At 61.4% G+C, this 18396-nt stretch carries 10 protein-coding genes; 5 read left to right on the forward strand and 5 right to left on the reverse strand.

Annotation, left to right across the window (positions count from 1 at the left end; all coding sequences use genetic code 11):
- Window positions 1-97 precede the first annotated feature (97 nt).
- Window positions 98-7525, reverse strand: coding sequence for an RHS repeat-associated core domain-containing protein (locus HU719_RS08755; protein WP_217843700.1), 7428 nt, complete (start codon window positions 7523-7525; stop codon window positions 98-100).
- A 156-nt stretch (window positions 7526-7681) separates the two neighbouring features.
- Window positions 7682-8578 (reverse strand): helix-turn-helix domain-containing protein, encoded by an 897-nt coding sequence (locus HU719_RS08760; protein WP_186537298.1) that lies wholly within the window; start codon window positions 8576-8578, stop codon window positions 7682-7684.
- 163 nt (window positions 8579-8741) lie between these two features.
- Between HU719_RS08760 and HU719_RS08765 the strand changes: the two genes are divergently transcribed.
- The 4 genes from HU719_RS08765 (at window position 8742) to HU719_RS08780 (ending at window position 13562) form a co-directional block, all read left to right on the forward strand.
- On the forward strand, window positions 8742-10100 hold the full coding sequence (locus HU719_RS08765) for a glutamine synthetase family protein (RefSeq protein WP_186537297.1): 1359 nt from the start codon (window positions 8742-8744) through the stop codon (window positions 10098-10100).
- Window positions 10101-10264: 164 nt separating this feature from the next.
- Window positions 10265-11353: a polyamine ABC transporter substrate-binding protein gene (locus tag HU719_RS08770; RefSeq protein WP_186537296.1), complete on the forward strand. Its 1089-nt coding sequence runs from the start codon at window positions 10265-10267 to the stop codon at window positions 11351-11353.
- 13 nt (window positions 11354-11366) lie between these two features.
- On the forward strand, window positions 11367-12662 hold the full coding sequence (locus tag HU719_RS08775) for an NAD(P)/FAD-dependent oxidoreductase (protein ID WP_186537295.1): 1296 nt from the start codon (window positions 11367-11369) through the stop codon (window positions 12660-12662).
- A 222-nt stretch (window positions 12663-12884) separates the two neighbouring features.
- A complete protein-coding gene (locus tag HU719_RS08780) occupies window positions 12885-13562 on the forward strand; it encodes a DUF3313 domain-containing protein (RefSeq protein WP_186537294.1) in 678 nt (225 codons plus the stop codon).
- Window positions 13563-13621: 59 nt separating this feature from the next.
- Here the strand turns inward: HU719_RS08780 and HU719_RS08785 are convergent, their stop codons facing one another.
- Together HU719_RS08785 and HU719_RS08790 are read right to left on the reverse strand one after the other, a co-directional pair.
- Window positions 13622-14929: a serine/threonine transporter gene (locus tag HU719_RS08785; protein ID WP_186520465.1), complete on the reverse strand. Its 1308-nt coding sequence runs from the start codon at window positions 14927-14929 to the stop codon at window positions 13622-13624.
- Between the two features lie 102 nt (window positions 14930-15031).
- Window positions 15032-16408, reverse strand: a complete 1377-nt coding sequence (locus HU719_RS08790) for an L-serine ammonia-lyase (RefSeq protein ID WP_186537293.1) — start codon at window positions 16406-16408, stop codon at window positions 15032-15034.
- Between the two features lie 146 nt (window positions 16409-16554).
- Here HU719_RS08790 and HU719_RS08795 point away from each other — a divergent pair, with 146 nt between their 5' ends.
- On the forward strand, window positions 16555-17502 hold the full coding sequence (locus HU719_RS08795; protein WP_186520463.1) for a LysR substrate-binding domain-containing protein: 948 nt from the start codon (window positions 16555-16557) through the stop codon (window positions 17500-17502).
- Window positions 17503-17504: 2 nt separating this feature from the next.
- On the opposite strand, the gene HU719_RS08800 is transcribed toward HU719_RS08795, so the two are convergent.
- Window positions 17505-18260 (reverse strand): AraC family transcriptional regulator, encoded by a 756-nt coding sequence (locus HU719_RS08800; RefSeq protein ID WP_186537292.1) that lies wholly within the window; start codon window positions 18258-18260, stop codon window positions 17505-17507.
- Window positions 18261-18396 lie beyond the last annotated feature (136 nt).

The raw sequence follows: 18396 nt of genomic DNA on the forward strand, positions 1-18396 counted from the left end.
TCGATGCCTTCGCCAAGCTCCGGGGCCGGCCTCCGGAGCTTCGCTCCGAAAACCGGCCTGAAGGTGTGCATCATGGCAAATTGCTAACTCTGCTAGCTCATGCAATTGCCGCGCTGCGCATTCTTCGCTCGAACCAAAGCAGATCAGGTAGCGTATTGGCCTCCTCTGGCTCACTGGCTTCTTCTTCACCTGCGAACGCATACGCCGCCAGAGTGTCCCGGTAAATCTTACCCGCAACCCCCACCGAGAACATATGGGTGCAGAATTCGACGTTACCCGAGAATTGACTGGTACGTGCATAAAGCCGTGCCTGCCAGCCGCGAACCGTCACCACCTTCTGCCCTTCCACCGCAAAGCCCACCTGAGGCGTACTCAAACTGCCAAGCCCAGCACCTGCAGTTTCGCGAGCGGCCTTCAACACCGCCTTGGCTCCCTGACGCGCTGCGTTTCTGGCTTTCCAGGCGGCAGTAAAGGCATTGCGCGCTGCAGTGAAGCCACTACGCCATGCAACTTTTGCGAGTTTCCAGCCAGCGCTGATCACTTTCTTGGCGGCGTTGATGACGCGCATCGCCGCCTTGCCCGCCATTCGCAACATCGCCGCGCCCTGCTTGAACACCCCAGCGACACTACCGATCGATAGCACACCGGTAACAGCCGAGGCGATCCCGAGCGCTTTCGATAACTTCGGATGGCTTTCTTCCAGCAGCACCGAGGAAACCTCCAGGGCCAGCGATGCCGCACTCAGCGCCGTCAGGGCGGCAAATACCAGCGCTGATCCCGTTCCCAGGGTCAGGATCGATATCCCCACGCCCGCAATTGCAAGCACCGCCGAGAGCGCCATGCCACGCCAGCGCCCCCCCACCGGCATTGGCTGGGTATCGCGCAACGCTTGGTCCAACTGCCCCAGCATCTGCTCCCGGCCCCAGCGGCTGACCATCATCGCCCCGCTGGGGTCATGCAGGTTGATCGGGTCCGGGCAATGAATGTAATCATTCAAGCCCCCCTCGCCAAACGGGCTAAGCCAGTCGGGTTGGCTGTAGCGGTGCAGCCCCGGCACATAACACCGGTAGCCGTTGCCGGCGTGATAGCTGCCAGTGACCGGGTCCCGGCGCATGCCATCGTAGCCGCTGCTGATGGCGTCGCAGGCCGTGCCCTCGCCAAACGGCAGTAAAGGTGTGAGCACCACACCATGCTCACCGCACAACCCTGCCGTGCCAGCCTGCGGGTCCTCGATCAACCAGTTCACCGCCGCCCCTTCGTATTCGGCGATGCCGGTGCTGATACTGCGCTGGCGCACCATCGCGCCGCTGTTGTCGAACCAGCTCTCCCCGATCAGGGCATCGCCGTCATAGCGCAACTCGCAGGTGCTCTGATCGCTTGCAACGTACTGCGCAGCCAGGCGCTGATGCCCGTCATAGGCATACCGGGCGAGCGTTTTGCCCTTCTCGTCGCAGACCGCGCGCAGCCGGCCGCCGGGGTGATATTTGAACGCTTGCTTGCGGTGATCGCTGAGCAATTGGCCGTTGACGTCCGATGCCAGGTCGACGCCTACCTTGTTGCAGGTCACGCGGGTCAGCCGCGTCGGGTTGGCAGCATCGTGTTCAAAGCCCTGCTGGCGTTGGGTGCCGTCGTGATACTGGGTCACGCACTGCGTCAGGTTGCTTAGCGCGTCCCACGTGTAGGTCTGCTCTTTGACGGCCTTGCCCCCCTCATCGGTTGGGCAATCAAGCGCTTGCTCGGCTTCACATTTGTAACTGGCCAGGCGCTCCAGGGTGTCGTAGCTGTAACGCTCGCTGCGCAGGCGCTTGCCCTCGCGCTCACTGTGTTTGGCCAACAGTTTTCCATCACCGCGCCACTCCAGCGACTGGGCGAACACCGTTCGCCCGCTGTGGCGGAAGGTGCGGCGGGTCTCTTGATCGAACACGTCGTGCTCGCTGAGGATCTGCCACTGCGCACCGGCCTTGCTGGCCTGCACCCGCCGCTCGGTCAGGCGCCCGTGGTCGTCGTAGCGGTAAAGCAGGTCTTCATGGTCTTGCCAGCTACGCAGCGGCCGGCCCAGGTGGTCGAAGAACAACCGCTGGCAATGCCCGTCTGCACGTTGCGCCGCCACGGCAACCCCGCGCAGCGACTGCCATTCGAATGTGCTGACCGTGCGCCGGGGCGTACTCTCTTCACGGCTTTGGCGCCCCGGCAGCGGGGTTGCGCTAAGGCTGTGCTGCCAGCGGCCGGTCTTGAAACCTGGCTCGGCAGGGTCAGTGGGCTCACAGGCCAAGGTGCTGACCGACCCCTGCTGGCTCAGACCGGAAAGCAACTGCCCTGCCACCGTGTACTGGCCCTCAGTGCCGGTATCGATCACTGTTTTGTTGTCTGGCAAGGTCACCTTGTCGCCGTCGTACTGATAATTCCGGTTGCCGACCTTGCGCGTCTTCAGGCTTGAGTCCTTGCCCAGGGTCTGGGTCGCCAGCACCTGGTCACCGACCTTGAGTTGGGTGACATGGCTACTAAACCCTTCATAAGCACGCTTGATGACCGAACCGTCGGGGCGGGTCATTTCCACGACCCTACCTAACGCATCGCGGGTCATGCGGCAGGTGCTTGATTGGCCATCGAGGGTGCGGGTAAACCCGACAATGCGGCCGCTGGCGTCGTATTCGCGACGTACTCCGGCCCGGGCCACGCCACTTGTAGCCGTCACTTGCTCTTCGCGGACGAAACTGCCGTCGGCTTGAGGTTTCACGGTTTGGGTGGTGCGCAGCAGCGTATCGGCACCCATGCCCATCTCGACCGTGCCCTCGGCATCCTGCAGCTCGCGGCTCCAGGGGCGTTGCCCTGGCAGCTCGACCGCCTGCCCTGGCTCGGCAAGCGCCAGGCCGCCGGGCAGGTAGTCCCAGTTCAAGCTGAGCACCTCATCGTCTTCACCCAGGCCCTTGAAGGCGCGCAGGCCCAGCGGAACGAAGGCGTCGCCGGTGCGGCGCCGCCACTCGGAGCGCCACACGCGCTGCACGCCATCGAGCCAACGCCGGGTCTGGCTGCCGTCCTGCTCGGTGCTAAGGGCGGTCAGGTAGCCCTGCTTGACGCTGTACACCGTTTGGGTCGACGCCAAGGCTGCCTCGGAACCGGCCTTGTAGGTTGCATGCTCGAGGACGCGGTTCATGCTGTCGCGCGTCCAGCACTCTTTGGTGTTGTTGACGACCTTTTCGAGGCAACGACGGCTGTAGCGTGAACGCAGTTCGCGCTTGACCTCCTGTTCGCCAAGTTCGTTGGTGCATGTGGTACGGACTTGCACGCCAGGTTGTGTAGGGTTGTCCTCGAAATGCTGCACCGTGGTGAGTGCCATGGACTGACCGCCCACCCGGGTGGTCTGGATATCCGTGGCAGACCACACCTGCACCGCACAATCGTCGTTGCGGGTCTTTGCCTTGAGTTCGGTGGTCGAGGTCTGGTGGATGCGCATGATCACATCGTCGGCAGTGGTGGTGAACGCCCACTGTGCAGTGGCGTCCAGCTTGTCGGCGGCGAGCGTGGCTTTGACCCCTTCGAGGGTGACGATGGTGTCGGTTTCGATCACCTGGCGGGCGTTGCGCAGGACGGTGCGGTAGCCGTACAGGATAAGGCCCAAGGGATTGCCGTGGGCGTCGCATTGGTACTCGGCCATCACGGGGGGCGTGGTCTCGGGGGGAATCTCGCCACAGGCAAGCGCTGGGAGATCAGGCAAGCCCAAGGCTGGAGCAATGCTGTTCTGGCCCTTGTCCTGATAATAGTAGCGATACGTAAACGAGCCTTCGGTCGCTGTTATTTTCTCAACTTGGGCGCCCGCATTAAAAACCATAGAACTGACGGACAAGACAGGATCCGAAATGTATTCATTCGTGAGTTCATCTTCCAAAGCGCTCGTAAAGTTCTTCAGGTCGCGCAGATACTCAACCGCGTTTAACCAGCGAAACACATCAGTAAACTTTGTTTCCAACGGCGGATAAAAAATCTCACCAATAAGCGAAATTAAATTCTCAATATACAAGCAATCCGCCTCTTCAAATGAATCCAAACTGGAACTGGAACTGGAGCGGGACGATTTCGAATACTCACCGTTAGCATTTTCAAAACCCTTAAACCTGTCAACATATACAGACAGCAACGCCGATGCTGAGGTGTAATGTATTGAGCCCAGGGAAGTTCGTGCGTCCCGCCCTACTTCAGAATACACGCGACTTAGATGACCCTCCAAACTTTCTTCAGCCTCGGCAAGAGAATACAAAGAAGCAGAGGGCCAGGGGATGCAAACAAATCTTAGTTTGTCAAAATACATACCCACCGAATAATATCCACACCACCTTAGCGCACCAAGCAGGTGCGACTTTAGAATCCTAACACTCTTGACGGACCTGGATACACCATTAGGGTCCCTCACATAAAGGTCGACAAAGCGCTCATTATCACTTGCAGAGGCGACCGCCTCTCCTCGCGCACTATAATGTGTATGCCGGCTGTTGTTCAGGGCGCTAATTTTTACAGTATAGCCGCCTTGAGGCTCCGAATAGCTTCCAACATAGCCATAGGACACCTCATGATTTTCCGCGCCACCTGCAGCAACCAATATATATTTGCCTACGCGCGGCAAAGCGGGACGCTTATCTTCAAAGGGCGCGCTTTCCGCTTGGTATTCCACCCTCTCAACCGACCCATCCAGCTCTTCTAAACGATACAGCACACGATCGAGCGTTGGGTCGACGGCGTAAGAGCAGTTAACTTGCTGGCACACCTGTTTTTTCTCAAGCCGCTGCAGCTTCATCAGCAAATAGTTCTCAAGCGACAGCTGCACATCAAAACACTCGCTGCTGCTGCCCGGCCAAATACTCATCTTGACCCGTGCATGGTCATAGACAGCCTTGAATAGTTGCTCACTACCACTGCATACTTGCTCCAACAAAAACTGACCTTTCTGTCTTTTCCATGTCAGCTCCAGCTTTTCACCGTACGGTGACATGATTTCAGAAGGCAGTAGTTGCACGAATGGACGCTGGTAATAAGCGATTTGCTGATCAATCTCTTTCGTTTTCTCACGCCACTTTCTCATGGCCTCGGCGTAATCAATCGCCGCCGCGCCGTAATACGCCCCCGCACAGAGTACGGCTAACGCCCACTGGGTCGCTGTCGAAGGCTTGGCTGGAAACTCGGGTGTTGATTTTTTCTTTATAGCCTTTAACAAACGGATGATTTCCATGCGGAACTCATCATTCGGCTCATCGGTATCGCCACCCGCCGCTTGCGGCACGCTCAATAGCTCGCGCCGTCCACTGGGAAGGTCCAGCGTGAAGGTGGTGTAATCTTGCGTGCAACTGATGAAGCAGGCGGGCTTTTGCAAGCTCTTCCCTTCACCCAACTGGGTCCACTCTTCATCAGTAAAGGTAAGGGTCACCCCGTCTGCCAGCGTCAGCCGACGGTCGCGTATTTCCAGGCTCGCAAAACGCCACGCCCAACCATCGCCCAGCCCTGCTTCATTACCCCGCAAAGGTGAATAGTGCAAAGTGAGATCGCACACCGGGCCTCTTCCGCGCAAGCCTTGCAGTGTGGCAATTGGGTAGTGGGCATGGAACAACCCGGTGCGCGGGTCAACCCCAGTCTCGCTCTCGCCCCCGGTGTCGAATACTTCCGACCCACAGGTGTTGCCGTAGTCCTCACACAAGTGATTGTTTGGCGTGTACGCAGGGGGAGCAGCCGGTGCCTTGAAGGAAATAGCGGTACCCCTTGGCCAGAGGAAGTTATCGTCGAGGTAGCCTAAGTAGCCCACCTCAAAATTGGCACCGCCTGCCTCATGGTCTGGATAATCAAAATCGACATAAAAAGCAGATTTACCACCGCTCCCAAGCGCAAACGCGTTTGCAATAATGGATTGAATACCCATATGGGCTGGAGCGTATTGACTAATAACGTTTTTATCATTGCAGCGCCGGACGTTCAGTACTCGATAACCCCGAGCACGCGCAGCGTCGCTCAACACAAAGACGGTTTCACCTTTGCACCGCTCAACAATCAAGGCACCGTGCGAGCCGTAATGGGTAAAATCGAATTTAGTACGACTATCGAGACTGGACGCACTGCTACCGGCTGCCTTTGCCGGTGTGTCAATAGGCAACCGCCGACTGTCCAACATAGAATCCTGGTAACTTGCAACATCCCCCAGGTTGTCCAGTTCCACCAACAACCCAGCAAAGCGCGGCGACCACAACCGCCAATCTCCCGTCCCTTCAGCAGCGCTATCCGCAGTACCGTCCGCCGCCTGGCGCCAGGCGCGCAACTGCGGCCAACCTTGCTTCTCGATGAACTCGGCCAGGGCTGTTTCCCACGCAGACTGGTCCTTTAGCTGATCAGGTTTGAACACGGCCTGCTCCAGCAATACCCGGCTGTACGGGTGACGCACTGTCACCAGCGCTACATCCGTTTCGGCCTTCCAGGCACTGGCCAACGCCGGCCCTTCCACCCAGTTGTCGCGCCCCGGCAGCGAACTGAATACTCGAATCGCTTCGCCACGCTGCCACAGGCTGGCCGCAGTGCTGCTTGCCGGTTTCTCTTTATTGCCTACCTGAAGCCAACCGCCCAAGCCGGATTTATTGAGCGCTGCGCCGAACGCGGTCAGCCACTTGCCTGCTGCGCACTGCGTCTTGCTTGGCGTCCAGCTGAAACTGTCGAGCAAACGATGGGAAAAGGCATCATACGCCCACACCTGCACCGCCTTGTCGGCATCAAGTGCCAGCCCCCCATCCACGTCCTGGCCCGTCCACCATTGGGCTTCGTTGAGGGTCACGCACAGCTCGGAACCTTGCGCCACCCAGAACGCATTCCCCTGCGCTGCAGGTGCTACCTGGCAAGTCTTTTCGTCCAATTCCCCGGCCCGCAACAGTTTGCTGTCGAGGTTGATCTGCTTGCACAAGGCAAGCGCCCACTCTTTCGCCGGCGCGGTAAAAAAGTGGTTCTCGTACAGGTGCTGGGTTTTCAGGTCTCTGACTTGCAAGCAGAGCGTTTGCCCTTCAATGGCGGTGTACTGGTCGTTGCACGCCAAGGCTTGGACGAGGTTGCCAGTAAATGGCGCTCTGCTGAACGCACGGGAGCCATTACGGCACCACAGACGAAGGTCCGCGCAACCACTGGCGGCCAGTTGCCCGTCCGCTGTCCAGCCACCCGCGCTCAACCCTTGAGCTTGAGCGTTCTGCTGCAAGAACGTGGCAAAGGCGGCCGGCCAGAGGTCTGCGGTCAGTGCGCCCTTGACGGCGGTGTATTCGAACGTGAGCATTTCACCATCAGCCGGGCGAACCTTGAACGCGTGGATGACCTCGCCAAGGGCCAGGTCGCGGCTGGCCCGAATCGGGCACAGGCTGTGCCAGCCGCCCTCAAGGGTACCCAGACTTTGGTAATCAAAGCCGGTCATGTCCGGCAGATAGCCATCGGGACGGGTGGTGAGAATGAAGGGAACGACGGCTTCGCCGCTGATTGCAGTGCTGACGGCGGTTTGCTTGGTAGGAGTGGCCATACGAGAGGTCCTTGTGCACGGGAGCAACAGGAACCTGGTCAAGTACAGCGCGCAGTTTTACCGACGGGGCCAGGGTCCCACGAATGAACCCATCACACCCTTGTTTACTGCACGCGACAACTGGCAGAACTATCAGGTGGCCTGCGCCAAGCCCCTTTAGCGTGCGCGCTTCAAGGTCTCACTCGGCAGCTCGCAAAACAGCTGCCGATAGCTCTCTGAAAACCGCCCCAAATGCCAGAACGACCAGCGCATGGCCACCTCGGCCACGGTCGCCTGCGCGCCGCGCAATAAATCCCGGCGTGCACCGTTGAGCCTGCGCAGGCGCAACCAGTGCGCTGGCGGTAGGCCAGTAAAGGCCTTGAACGCCTGCTGCAACTGGCGCAGCGACACCCCGGCCACCTTGGCCAACTGCAACAAATTGAGGGTTTCGTCCGGGCAGTCGGCAGCCCACTCACTGACCCTGTGCATGATCGCCCGCTCCTCATCACGCCGCTCACGGGCGTCGCCGTGCAAGCAGTGCCCGGCATTGTCGAGAATAAACAGGCAGTCCTCGAGCAACTGCTCACCCAGCGCCCTGCCCTGCACCGGGCAAGCCGCCTGGCCTAGCTGGGTCAGCGTGGCGCTTAGCCAGTTGCCGAACAAGGCGTTCTGCCGGCAGCTCAGCGCCACCATGAACAGCCCGCGCAAACGCTCAAGGTCCAGGTGGTGGCTGGCCAGAAACGGCTGCTCGAACACCACCGCCACTTCCTGGTAGTTCTCCGGGGTTATCCAGATATTGCGACTGTCTTCGTTGAGCAGGTACAGGCTGTTCTCGCTGCGGTCGAAACAGAACGCCAAGGCGCCGCTGGGGGCGCGGAAGCATTGCTCGACCCGGGTATTGAGGTGCTCTTCATAGACCTGCACGCCCTCCAGCCCCAACCAGCGCAACTGGCCACTGAAATGGCCCGGCGACATCTGCTGGTAATGCTGCTGCCAGCTTGGCGTGGCGCGGGTCTGCTCAGCGACATCGGTGGTATGAAAGTGCTGAACCTGCAAGGCGGTTGGCGCTGTCACGCGTTGTCCTTGTGCACTCTTCTGGTGCATTCATGGGCGAAGAAAGTGGATAGATCGCCCCGGCGGGCTGCAGCCAAGATAGTCGCCAGCGTCACCTGTGGGAAGTGCTTGCGTGCAAAGCGCAGCTTGCCGCCCACCACAACAACCCAACCAAGAGGTCTGTATGAACGCCCCCTTCGATCAGCTGTCCGCCTGGCTGAAAGAACACCGCATTACCGAAGTCGAATGTGTGATCAGCGACCTGACCGGCATCGCTCGCGGCAAGATCGCCCCGACCGCCAAGTTTCTCCATGAGCGCGGCATGCGCCTGCCAGAAAGCGTGCTATTGCAGACGGTCACCGGTGACTATGTCGATGACGACATCTACTACAGCCTGCTCGATGCCGCCGATATCGACATGATCTGCCGCCCCGACCCCAGCGCTGTGTACCAGATCCCGTGGGCCATCGAGCCTACTGCAATCGTTATCCACGACACATTCGACAAGCACGGCGAGCCCATCGCGCTGTCACCGCGCAATGTCCTGAAAAAAGTGCTCAAGCTTTACGCCGACAAAGGCTGGCAGCCCATCGTGGCGCCTGAGATGGAGTTCTACCTGACCAAACGCTGCGAAGACCCCGACCTGCCCCTGCAGGTGCCGCTGGGCCGCAGCGGGCGTGCCGAAAGCGGGCGGCAGTCGTTTTCCATCGATGCCGCCAACGAATTCGACCCGTTGTTCGAGGACGTGTACGACTGGTGTGAACTGCAAGGGCTGGACCTGGACACACTGATCCACGAAGACGGCCCGGCGCAGATGGAGATCAACTTCCGCCACGGCGATGCGCTGGACCTGGCCGACCAGATCACCGTATTCAAACGCACCCTGCGCGAGGCTGCGCTCAAGCACAACGTGACGGCCACGTTCATGGCCAAGCCAATCACCGACGAGCCCGGCAGCGCCATGCACCTGCACCAGAGCGTGGTAGACATCGCCAGCGGCAGGCCGATATTCGCCAATGAAGACGGCAGCATGAGCGAGCTGTTCCTGCACCACATTGGCGGTTTGCAGAAGTACATCCCCAAACTGCTGCCGATGTTCGCACCCAACGTCAATTCGTTCCGCCGCTTCCTGCCCGATACCTCGGCGCCGGTAAACGTCGAATGGGGTGAAGAAAACCGCACGGCCGGCTTGCGCGTGCCGACGTCCAGCCCGGAGGCAATGCGCGTCGAAAACCGCCTGCCGGGCGCTGACGCCAACCCTTACCTGGCGATCGCGGCAAGCCTTTTGTGCGGATACATCGGCATGGTCGAGAGGCTCGAACCGAGCGCGCCAGTGCAAGGCCGCGCCTACGAGCGGCGCAACCTGCGCCTGCCCATCACCATTGAAGATGCGCTGCAACACATGGAGGACTGCGAGGTGGTGCAGCAGTACCTGGGGCAGCAGTTCGTACAGGGTTATGTGGCGGTCAAGCGTGCCGAGCATGAGAACTTCAAGCGGGTGATCAGCTCCTGGGAGCGCGAGTTCCTGCTGTTGAGCGTTTGACAGGCCCGGCCCCATCGCAGGCTGTCGCCAGCGCCCACAGGACTCCAGGTCAGGCCTCGATATTGTGGCTGTGCGCGGTCTTTGTGGGAGCTGGCGAAGCCTGCGATTGGGCTGCACAGCAGCCCCACGCACCGAACTCCAACAACAACCAACAAGGTGTCGACATGCGTTACAAACAAACCCTGATCAGCACGACCCTCGCCCTGCTGTTTACCGGCGCAGCCCAGGCCCAGCCTACGGTCAGCGTGTACAACTGGACCGACTATATCGGTGAAACCACCCTTGCCGACTTTCAGGCGAGCAGCGGCATCAAGGTGGTCTATGACGTGTTCGATTCCAACGAAACCCTCGAAGGCAAGTTGCTCGCCGGGCGCACGGGCTACGACGTGGTAGTGCCGTCCAACCACTTCCTGGCGCGCCAGGCCAAGGCCGGCGCATTCCTGCCCCTGGACCGCAGCAAACTGCCTAACTGGCAGCACCTTGACCCTGCGTTGCTCAAGCAACTGGAGAAGAACGACCCCGGCAACCAGTACGCGGTGCCGTACCTGTGGGGCACCAATGGCATCGGCTACAACGTCGACAAGGTCAAGGCGACGCTGGGCATCGACAAGATCGACTCCTGGGCGGTGCTGCTGGAGCCTGAAAACCTGAAAAAGCTCAAGCAGTGCGGGGTGGCCTTCATGGACTCACCCGACGAGCTGTTCCCGGCGGTGCTCAACTACCTGGGCATGGACCCTCGCAGCGAAAAGCCCGGCGACTACGTCAAGGCCGAAGCCCGGCTGCTGGAGCTGCGCCCGTACATCACCTACTTCCATTCCTCCAAGTACGTCTCGGACCTGGCCAATGGTGACGTGTGCGTAGCGTTCGGCTATTCCGGCGATGTGCTGCAGGCTGCGCAACGCGCCAAGGAAGCCGGCAATGGCGTCAACGTCGCCTACAGCATCCCCAAGGAAGGCAGCAACCTGTGGTTCGACCTGCTGGCCATCCCCAAGGACGCCAAGAACCCCGAACAGGCGCTGGCGTTCATCAACTACCTGCTAGACCCCAAGGTAATCGCCAAGGTCAGTGCCACCGTCGGCTATGCCAACGCCAACCCCGACGCCAAGGCTGACATGGACCCGGCGCTGGTCGCCAACCCGGCCATCTACCCACCACAGGAGGTGCTGGACAAACTCTACATCTCGACCATGCCTAGCCCCGGGATACTGCGCCAGATGACCCGCGCCTGGAGCAAGATCAAGTCCAACCGCTGAGCCGAGTACACCCATGCCTCATATGACTGAACACACCGCTTCCTACTACGCGGCGTGCGCGCGGCAGGCCGCTGAGTATCCGCCCCTGGAGCACGACCTGGACGCCGATGTGTGCGTGGTTGGTGGTGGCCTGACCGGCGTCAACACAGCCTTGGAACTGGCCGAGCGCGGGCTGTCGGTGGTGCTGCTGGAAGCCCGGCGCATCGGCTGGGGCGCCAGCGGGCGCAACGGCGGGCAGTTGATCCGCGGTATTGGCCACGATGTGTCGGGCTTCGCTCGGCATGTTGGCGAGGATGGGGTGCGCTACTTGCAGCAAGCCGGTATCGATTCGGTGGCCCTGGTGGCGCAGCGCATCGCGCAGTACGCCATCCAGTGCGATTTACACTGGGGCTTCTGCGAGCTGGCCAACACCCCGGCACAGTACGCAGCCTTCAGCCACGAACTGCACGCGCTCAATGCCCAAGGCTACCCCCACGAGACCCGGCTGGTGAGCCCGGAGCGCATGCACGAGATCGTTGCCAGCGACCAGTACGCCGGCGGGCTGGTGGATATGGGGTCGGGCCATCTGCACCCACTCGACCTGGTGCAGGGCGAGGCCCGTGCAGCCCACGGGCTGGGGGTGCGGATTTTCGAGCAGAGCCCGGTGCTGCGTATCGAGCACGGCAGCACCGTGACCCTGCACACCGCGCGCGGCAAAGTGCGCGCACACAGCCTTGTGCTTGGCTGCAACGCCCACCTGGATGAACTGGAACCGCGCCTGAGCGGCAAGGTGCTGCCGGCCGGCAGCTACGTGGTGGCGACCGAGCCGCTGCCCAAACAGGTGGCACAGGCGTTGATTCCGCAGAACATGGCCTTGTGCGACCAGAAGGTCGGGCTCGACTACTACCGCCTCACCGCCGACCGGCGGTTGCTGTTCGGCGGCGCCTGCCACTACTCAGGCCGCGACCCGAAGGACATCGGCGCCTATATGCGGCCCAAGCTGCTCAAGGTATTCCCGCAACTGGCTGACGTGCGTCTGGACTACCAATGGGGCGGCATGATCGGCATTACCGCCAACCGTTTCCCCCAGGTGGGGCGGCTGAGCCAGCACCCCAATGTGTTCTACGCCCAAGGGTACTCGGGCCACGGCCTGAACGTGACCCACTGGACGGCAAGGCTGCTGGCTGAAGCCATTGCCAGCGGCCACAGCCGTGGGCTGGATGTGTTCGCCGCCGTGCCGCACCTGACCTTCCCCGGCGGCAAGGCGCTGCGCTCGCCGCTGCTGGCCTTGGGGATGTTGTGGTACCGGCTGCGCGAAGCCTTGGGGTGAGAAACGCCGCACTGTAGGAGCGGCCTTGTGCCGCGATGGGCCGCGCAGCGGCCCTGAGAGCTCGGCTTCATAGAAAATCGCCGGGGCTGCTGCGCAGCCCTTTCGCGGCACAAGACCGCTCCTACATACCGCGTGCAATACTCCTTTCGGCGCCGCTGCTGGCCAACCGCCAAGCACCTGCTAGCGTTGTTCTGGCCCCTCCCCTCATGGACGCCTGCAATCATGAAGCAACTGCCTCGCACCACCCTGCTGTGCGCTGCTCTGCTGGCTTTGGTCGCCTGCTCAAGCAACCAGGTCGACCCCAAGGACTATTCCGGGTTTCTCAAGGACTACAGCCGGCTGAAACCAGCTGAAAGCGTGTCTGGCGCGCCGGTCATGCGCTGGATCGACCCCGCCATCAAGCCCGGCCAGTACACCAAAGTGTTCATCGAACCGAGCCAGTTCTACCCCAAGCCGCAGCCCACCGAGGTGATTTCTGCACAAACCCTGCAGGAGATCACCCGCTACTTCAATGAAGCCATGCGCCGCGAGCTTGGCAGCGTACTCACGCTGGCCAAGCTGCCAGGCCCGAATACCATCGTGGTGCGCCCGGCGATTACCGCCGTTTCTACCAGCAACGAGGGGCTCAGGCCTTACGAAGTGGTGCCGATTGCACTGGTGGCAGCAGCAGTCAACACCGCCGCTGGCGGTCGCGACCAGGATGTGGTGATTGCAGTAGAAGCTGCGTTTCTGGACGGTTCCAGCCAGAAAGTACTGGCCCAGGTAGTGCGCAAGGGCAGCGGCAAGGAGCTGGAAAACGACACCCAGAAGCTCACGCTCAACGACGTGAAGCCAGTGCTCGATGGCTGGGCCAGTGACATGCGCAAAAGCTTTGTGAGCCTTGAGAAGAAAGCCCGATAACCGTGTGATGCCAGCCGGTCATCCGGTGACTGGCTGGCAAACGGGTTGGACGCAGGTGGTCAGGCCACCAGGCTGTAGGCAATCGCCGACAGCGTAATCAGCCCGATCAGCACCACGAACAGATTCGACAGCTTGCCCGAGTACTGGCGCAACGCCGGTACCTTCTGCACCGCATACATCGGCATGAGGAACAGCAGGCAGGCGATCACCGGCCCGCCCAGGCTTTCGATCAAGCCCAGGATGCTTGGGTTGAGTGTGGCCACCGCCCAGCAGGTCACCACCATGAACAGCGCCGTCACCCGCTCAAGGCGTTTGGCCGGCCATACCTTGCCGCGGCCACGCAGACTTTTGACGATCATGCCCTGGAACCCTTCGCTGGCACCGATGTAGTGGCCGAGGAACGACTTGGTGATCGCCACCAGCGCGATCAACGGCGCAACAAAGGCGATGACCGGGGTCTGGAAGTGGTTGGCCAGGTACGACAGCACCGAAATGTTCTGCGCCTTGGCCTGGGCAAGGTCAGCCGGGCTCAGGGCCAGCACGCAACTGAAGCAGAAGAACATCACCGTCAGCACCATCAGCACATGGGCTGTGGCCAGGATGCGCCCGCTCTTGCGGTCGGCCTGGGCACCGTAGCGGTGCTTCTGGTCGACGGCGAAGGCCGAGATGATCGGCGAATGGTTGAACGAGAACACCATCACCGGAATCGCCAGCCACAGGGTCAGCAGCAACTTCGAGGCGCTGATACCTTCATTGGCCTGGGCGAAGAAAGCACCGTTCCAGTTGGGGACCAGGCTGACCGCCAGCAGCAACAGCGAGGCCACGAAGGGATAGACCAGCACACTCATGGCCTTGACGATGATCTGTTGGCCACAACGCACCACAATCATCAGCCCGCAGATCAGCAGCAACGCCAGCAGCGCGCGGGGCGGCGCGTTGACGTGCAACTGGTGCTCGAAAAAGCTGGTCAGGGTGTTGGTCAGCGCCACGCTGTACACCAGCAGGATCGGGAAGATCGCAAAGAAGTACAGCAAGGTGATCAACTTGCCGGCGCCGGCCCCGAAATGCTCCTCGACCACCTCGGTAATGTCTTCGTTACCGCCTTTGCGCCCAGACAGCACGAAGCGGGTCAGTGCGCGGTGGGCGAAAAAAGTCATCGGGAAGGCCAGCAAGGCCAGGATCAGCAGCGGCCAGAAGCCGCCAACACCTGCGTTGATCGGCAGGAATAGCGTGCCGGCGCCGATTGCGGTGCCGTACAGGCCTAGGGCCCAGGTAGTGTCGTGACGGTTCCAGGTGGTCGAGCCCTGAGCCGAAGCCTGGACAGCCGAATCCTCACGAATGGTCGTGGTGGTGTGTACATCAGTCATTGGTATCGCCTTGTAGTTGTTTTTGTTGCGGGTGCTGCGGGGTTTTGCGGGTAAAACGGGGCTAGCCGGGCGGCCCCTGGCGTGGGGCCGGCCCTGGCTGCATCAGCATTCGACGAAGGCGACGGCGAGGCCGCCGCGCGAGGTTTCCTTGTAGTTGGCGTGCATGTCGGCACCGGTGTCGCGCATGGTGCGGATCACTCGGTCAAGCGAGATGAAGTGCTCGCCATCACCGCGCAGCGCCATCTGTACCGCGTTGATGGCTTTTACGGCGGCGATGGCGTTACGTTCGATGCACGGCACCTGCACCAGGCCGCCGACCGGATCGCAGGTGAGGCCCAGGTTGTGTTCCAAGGCAATTTCGGCAGCGTTTTCCAGTTGCGGGGGCGTTGCCCCGAGCACCTGGGCAAGGCCGGCAGCGGCCATCGAGCAGGCTGAACCCACTTCTCCCTGGCAGCCCACCTCGGCGCCAGAAATAGAGGCGTTCTTCTTGCACAGAATGCCCACGGCGGCGGCGGCCAGCAAAAACGTCACCACATCATCGTCACAGGCTTCAGGGCTGAACTTCATGTAGTAATGCAGTACCGCCGGGATGATCCCGGCCGCGCCGTTGGTGGGCGCAGTGACCATGCGCCCGCCGGCGGCGTTCTCTTCGTTGACCGCCAGGGCGAACAGGTTGACCCATTCCATGGCGCTCAGCGTCGAGCCGATCACGTTGGGTTTGCCCAGCTCCTGCAAGCTGCGGTGCAGGCGTGCGGCACGGCGCTTGACCTTGAGCCCACCCGGCAGAATGCCTTCGTTTTGCAGGCCGTTTTCGACGCATTCGCCCATCACCACCCATATTTTCAACAGCCCTTCGCGCACCTCGGCTTCTGGGCGCCAGGCGCATTCGTTGGCCATCATCAATTGGCTGACGCTCAGGCCATGCTGCTTGCACAGGGCCAGCAGTTCAGCGCCGCTGGAGAACTCAAAGGGCAATGCAACATCGTTGGCACTGGCAGAGGGCGCGTCGATCTCACTTTGCTCGACAATAAAACCACCGCCGACCGAGTAATAGGTCTGGCTGAACAGGCTGTGCTCGCCGTCAAAGGCCTCAAGCGTCATGGCATTGGGGTGGTACGGCAGGCTTTCATCGAGCAGGCGCATGTCGCGGTTGTACTGGAAGGCCACCGAATGGCTGCCATCGAGCATCAGGCACTGCTCCTGCATCAGTTGGTCGATACGCGGCTCGATGCTGTGTGGGTCAATACGGTCTGGCCATTGGCCCATCAGCCCCAACAGGCAGGCGCGGTCGGTGGCATGGCCGACGCCTGTGGCCGACAGCGAGCCATAGAGGCGCACCTCGACCCGCGTGACCTGGGCCAGCAAGCCGCGCTCGCGCAGCGCCTGGGCAAAGGTCGCGGCCGCACGCATTGGGCCGACGGTATGGGAGCTGGACGGGCCGATGCCGATTTTGAAAAGGTCGAAAACACTGATAGCCATGCTAATGCCTTGCCGAAGCTACGAAAACGCGGTGCTCACGGCGCTGTAGAAAATTTGAGCGGTATTGCCAATTTAGGAGATACTGACGCGGTTACCACTCGGTGACCAACGAAACTTCCTACACAAGCCTTTAGCAGGACTAAACAATGAAGGGCCCACTCAACGGCCAGGTGTACGTCTGGCTGCATGTGTTTTCATGCGCAGCTCGGCACCTGTCGTTTACCCGCTGCGCCGAAGAGCTGCACATTACGCCAGGCGCGGTCAGCCAGCAGATGCGCCAGCTTGAGGAGCGCCTGGGGTTTCGCCTGTTCCTGCGTCGGGCCCGGGGTGTCGAGCTTTCGGCAGAAGGCCAGCGCCTGGCGCAAACCGTAGCCGAGGCCTACGGCAGTATCGAAGCCGAGTTGCTGCGCCTGGATGCCGGCGAAATTCGCGGCACCCTGCGCCTGCGCTCGATCCCGTCGTTTCTGGCCAAGTGGCTGACACCACGGCTGCCGCGTTTCCAGCAGCGCTACCCCGACATCGAACTGCGCCTGGTGGCCGAAGACAGCAACCAGGCCCTGCACCCTGAAGACTTCGACCTGGCCATCGACCTTAACGACGGTAGCTACCCCGGCATGCTGTCCACGCCGTTGCTGGACGAGCAGATCTTTCCGGTGTGCTCACCGGCGCTGCTGCGTGGCCGCCCGCCCCTGCACGGCCCGGCTGACCTTGCCCACTACCCACTGCTGCACGACATCACCGCCTGGCGCGGCAGTTCCGAGTATGCCGAATGGGAGTTCTATCTGGCGGGAATCGGCGCTGAAGGGCTGGACGTACGCCGCGGCCACACGTTCAACCGCAACCACCTGAGCATCGAGGCTGCGATTGCCGGCGTGGGCGTGGCCATCGCCCGGCGCACACTGCTTAACGATGAGCTGGAGCGCGGCGCGCTGATCGTGCCGTTTGGGGTGCCGATCGCCAACCACAAGCGTTATGTGCTGCTGTATCCACCCGGCGGGCTGACCCAACCGGGCGCGCGGGCGGTGCATGACTGGCTGGTGGAAGAGGCGCAGGTGTTCAGGGCGCTGCACCCGCTGGGGCTGGTCGAGGTGTGAGGCTAAAGCGCAGGGTCCGCGTTGCGGCCGAAGTACACCGACGGCGACACCCCCAGCGTGCGCCGGAACATCGCACTGAACGCGCTGGGGCTGTCGTAACCCTGATCCAGCGCCACTTCCAGCACCGACCGCCCCGTCGCGAGGGCATCGAGCCCTGCGAGCAAACGCATTCTGCGCAGCCACTGCACCAGGCTCAGGCCCGTCTCGCGCTGGAACGCACGGGTCAGCGTGCGCGCATTGAGCCCGCAAAACTGCGCAGCCCGCGTTAGCGTCCAAGGCTCGCCAGAGGCCAGGCGCAAGGCTTCGCACAGCTCTTGCAATAGCGCGGAGCGCGGGCTGGGGACATGCAGTGCGAGCACCGGCAGCACGCGAATCTCATCAAGGATCAGCGCCATCACCCGTGCCTCGCGGCCATCGGCGGCGTAGCCGGGGCTGATATCCATGGCACAGATGATCAATTCGCGCAGCAGCGGCGAGATTTCAACTACCTGGCACTGCTGCGGCAAGCCCGCGCGCACGCCAGGGTCGATGAACAGCGTGCGCATGCGCACCATGCCAGACATACGCAGTTCGTGCTGGCTGCCGGTGGGCACCCACACTCCCCGCCCGGGTGGCACCACCCAGCTGCCTTCCAAAGTATTGACCGTGATTACACCGCTGATGGCATGGATGAGCTGCGCCCGGTCATGGCAATGCGCGGCGATGTGCTCGCCATGGGCGTAGTTCTCGGCGAGCGGCAGGATAGGTGGGCGGGTCATGGGCGGTGGCTGCCTGTTGAATGATGGGATACCACAATTTTCGTGGCCGCTGCAAACCTGTGCTGGCCTCATCGCAGGCTGTCGCCAGCTCTCATAGAACAAACGCTAACTAACTGATTTACAACGAAACGTGGGA

Source organism: Pseudomonas farsensis, assembly GCF_014268805.2.
In the GTDB taxonomy this organism is placed as follows: Bacteria; Pseudomonadota; Gammaproteobacteria; order Pseudomonadales; family Pseudomonadaceae; genus Aquipseudomonas; species Aquipseudomonas farsensis.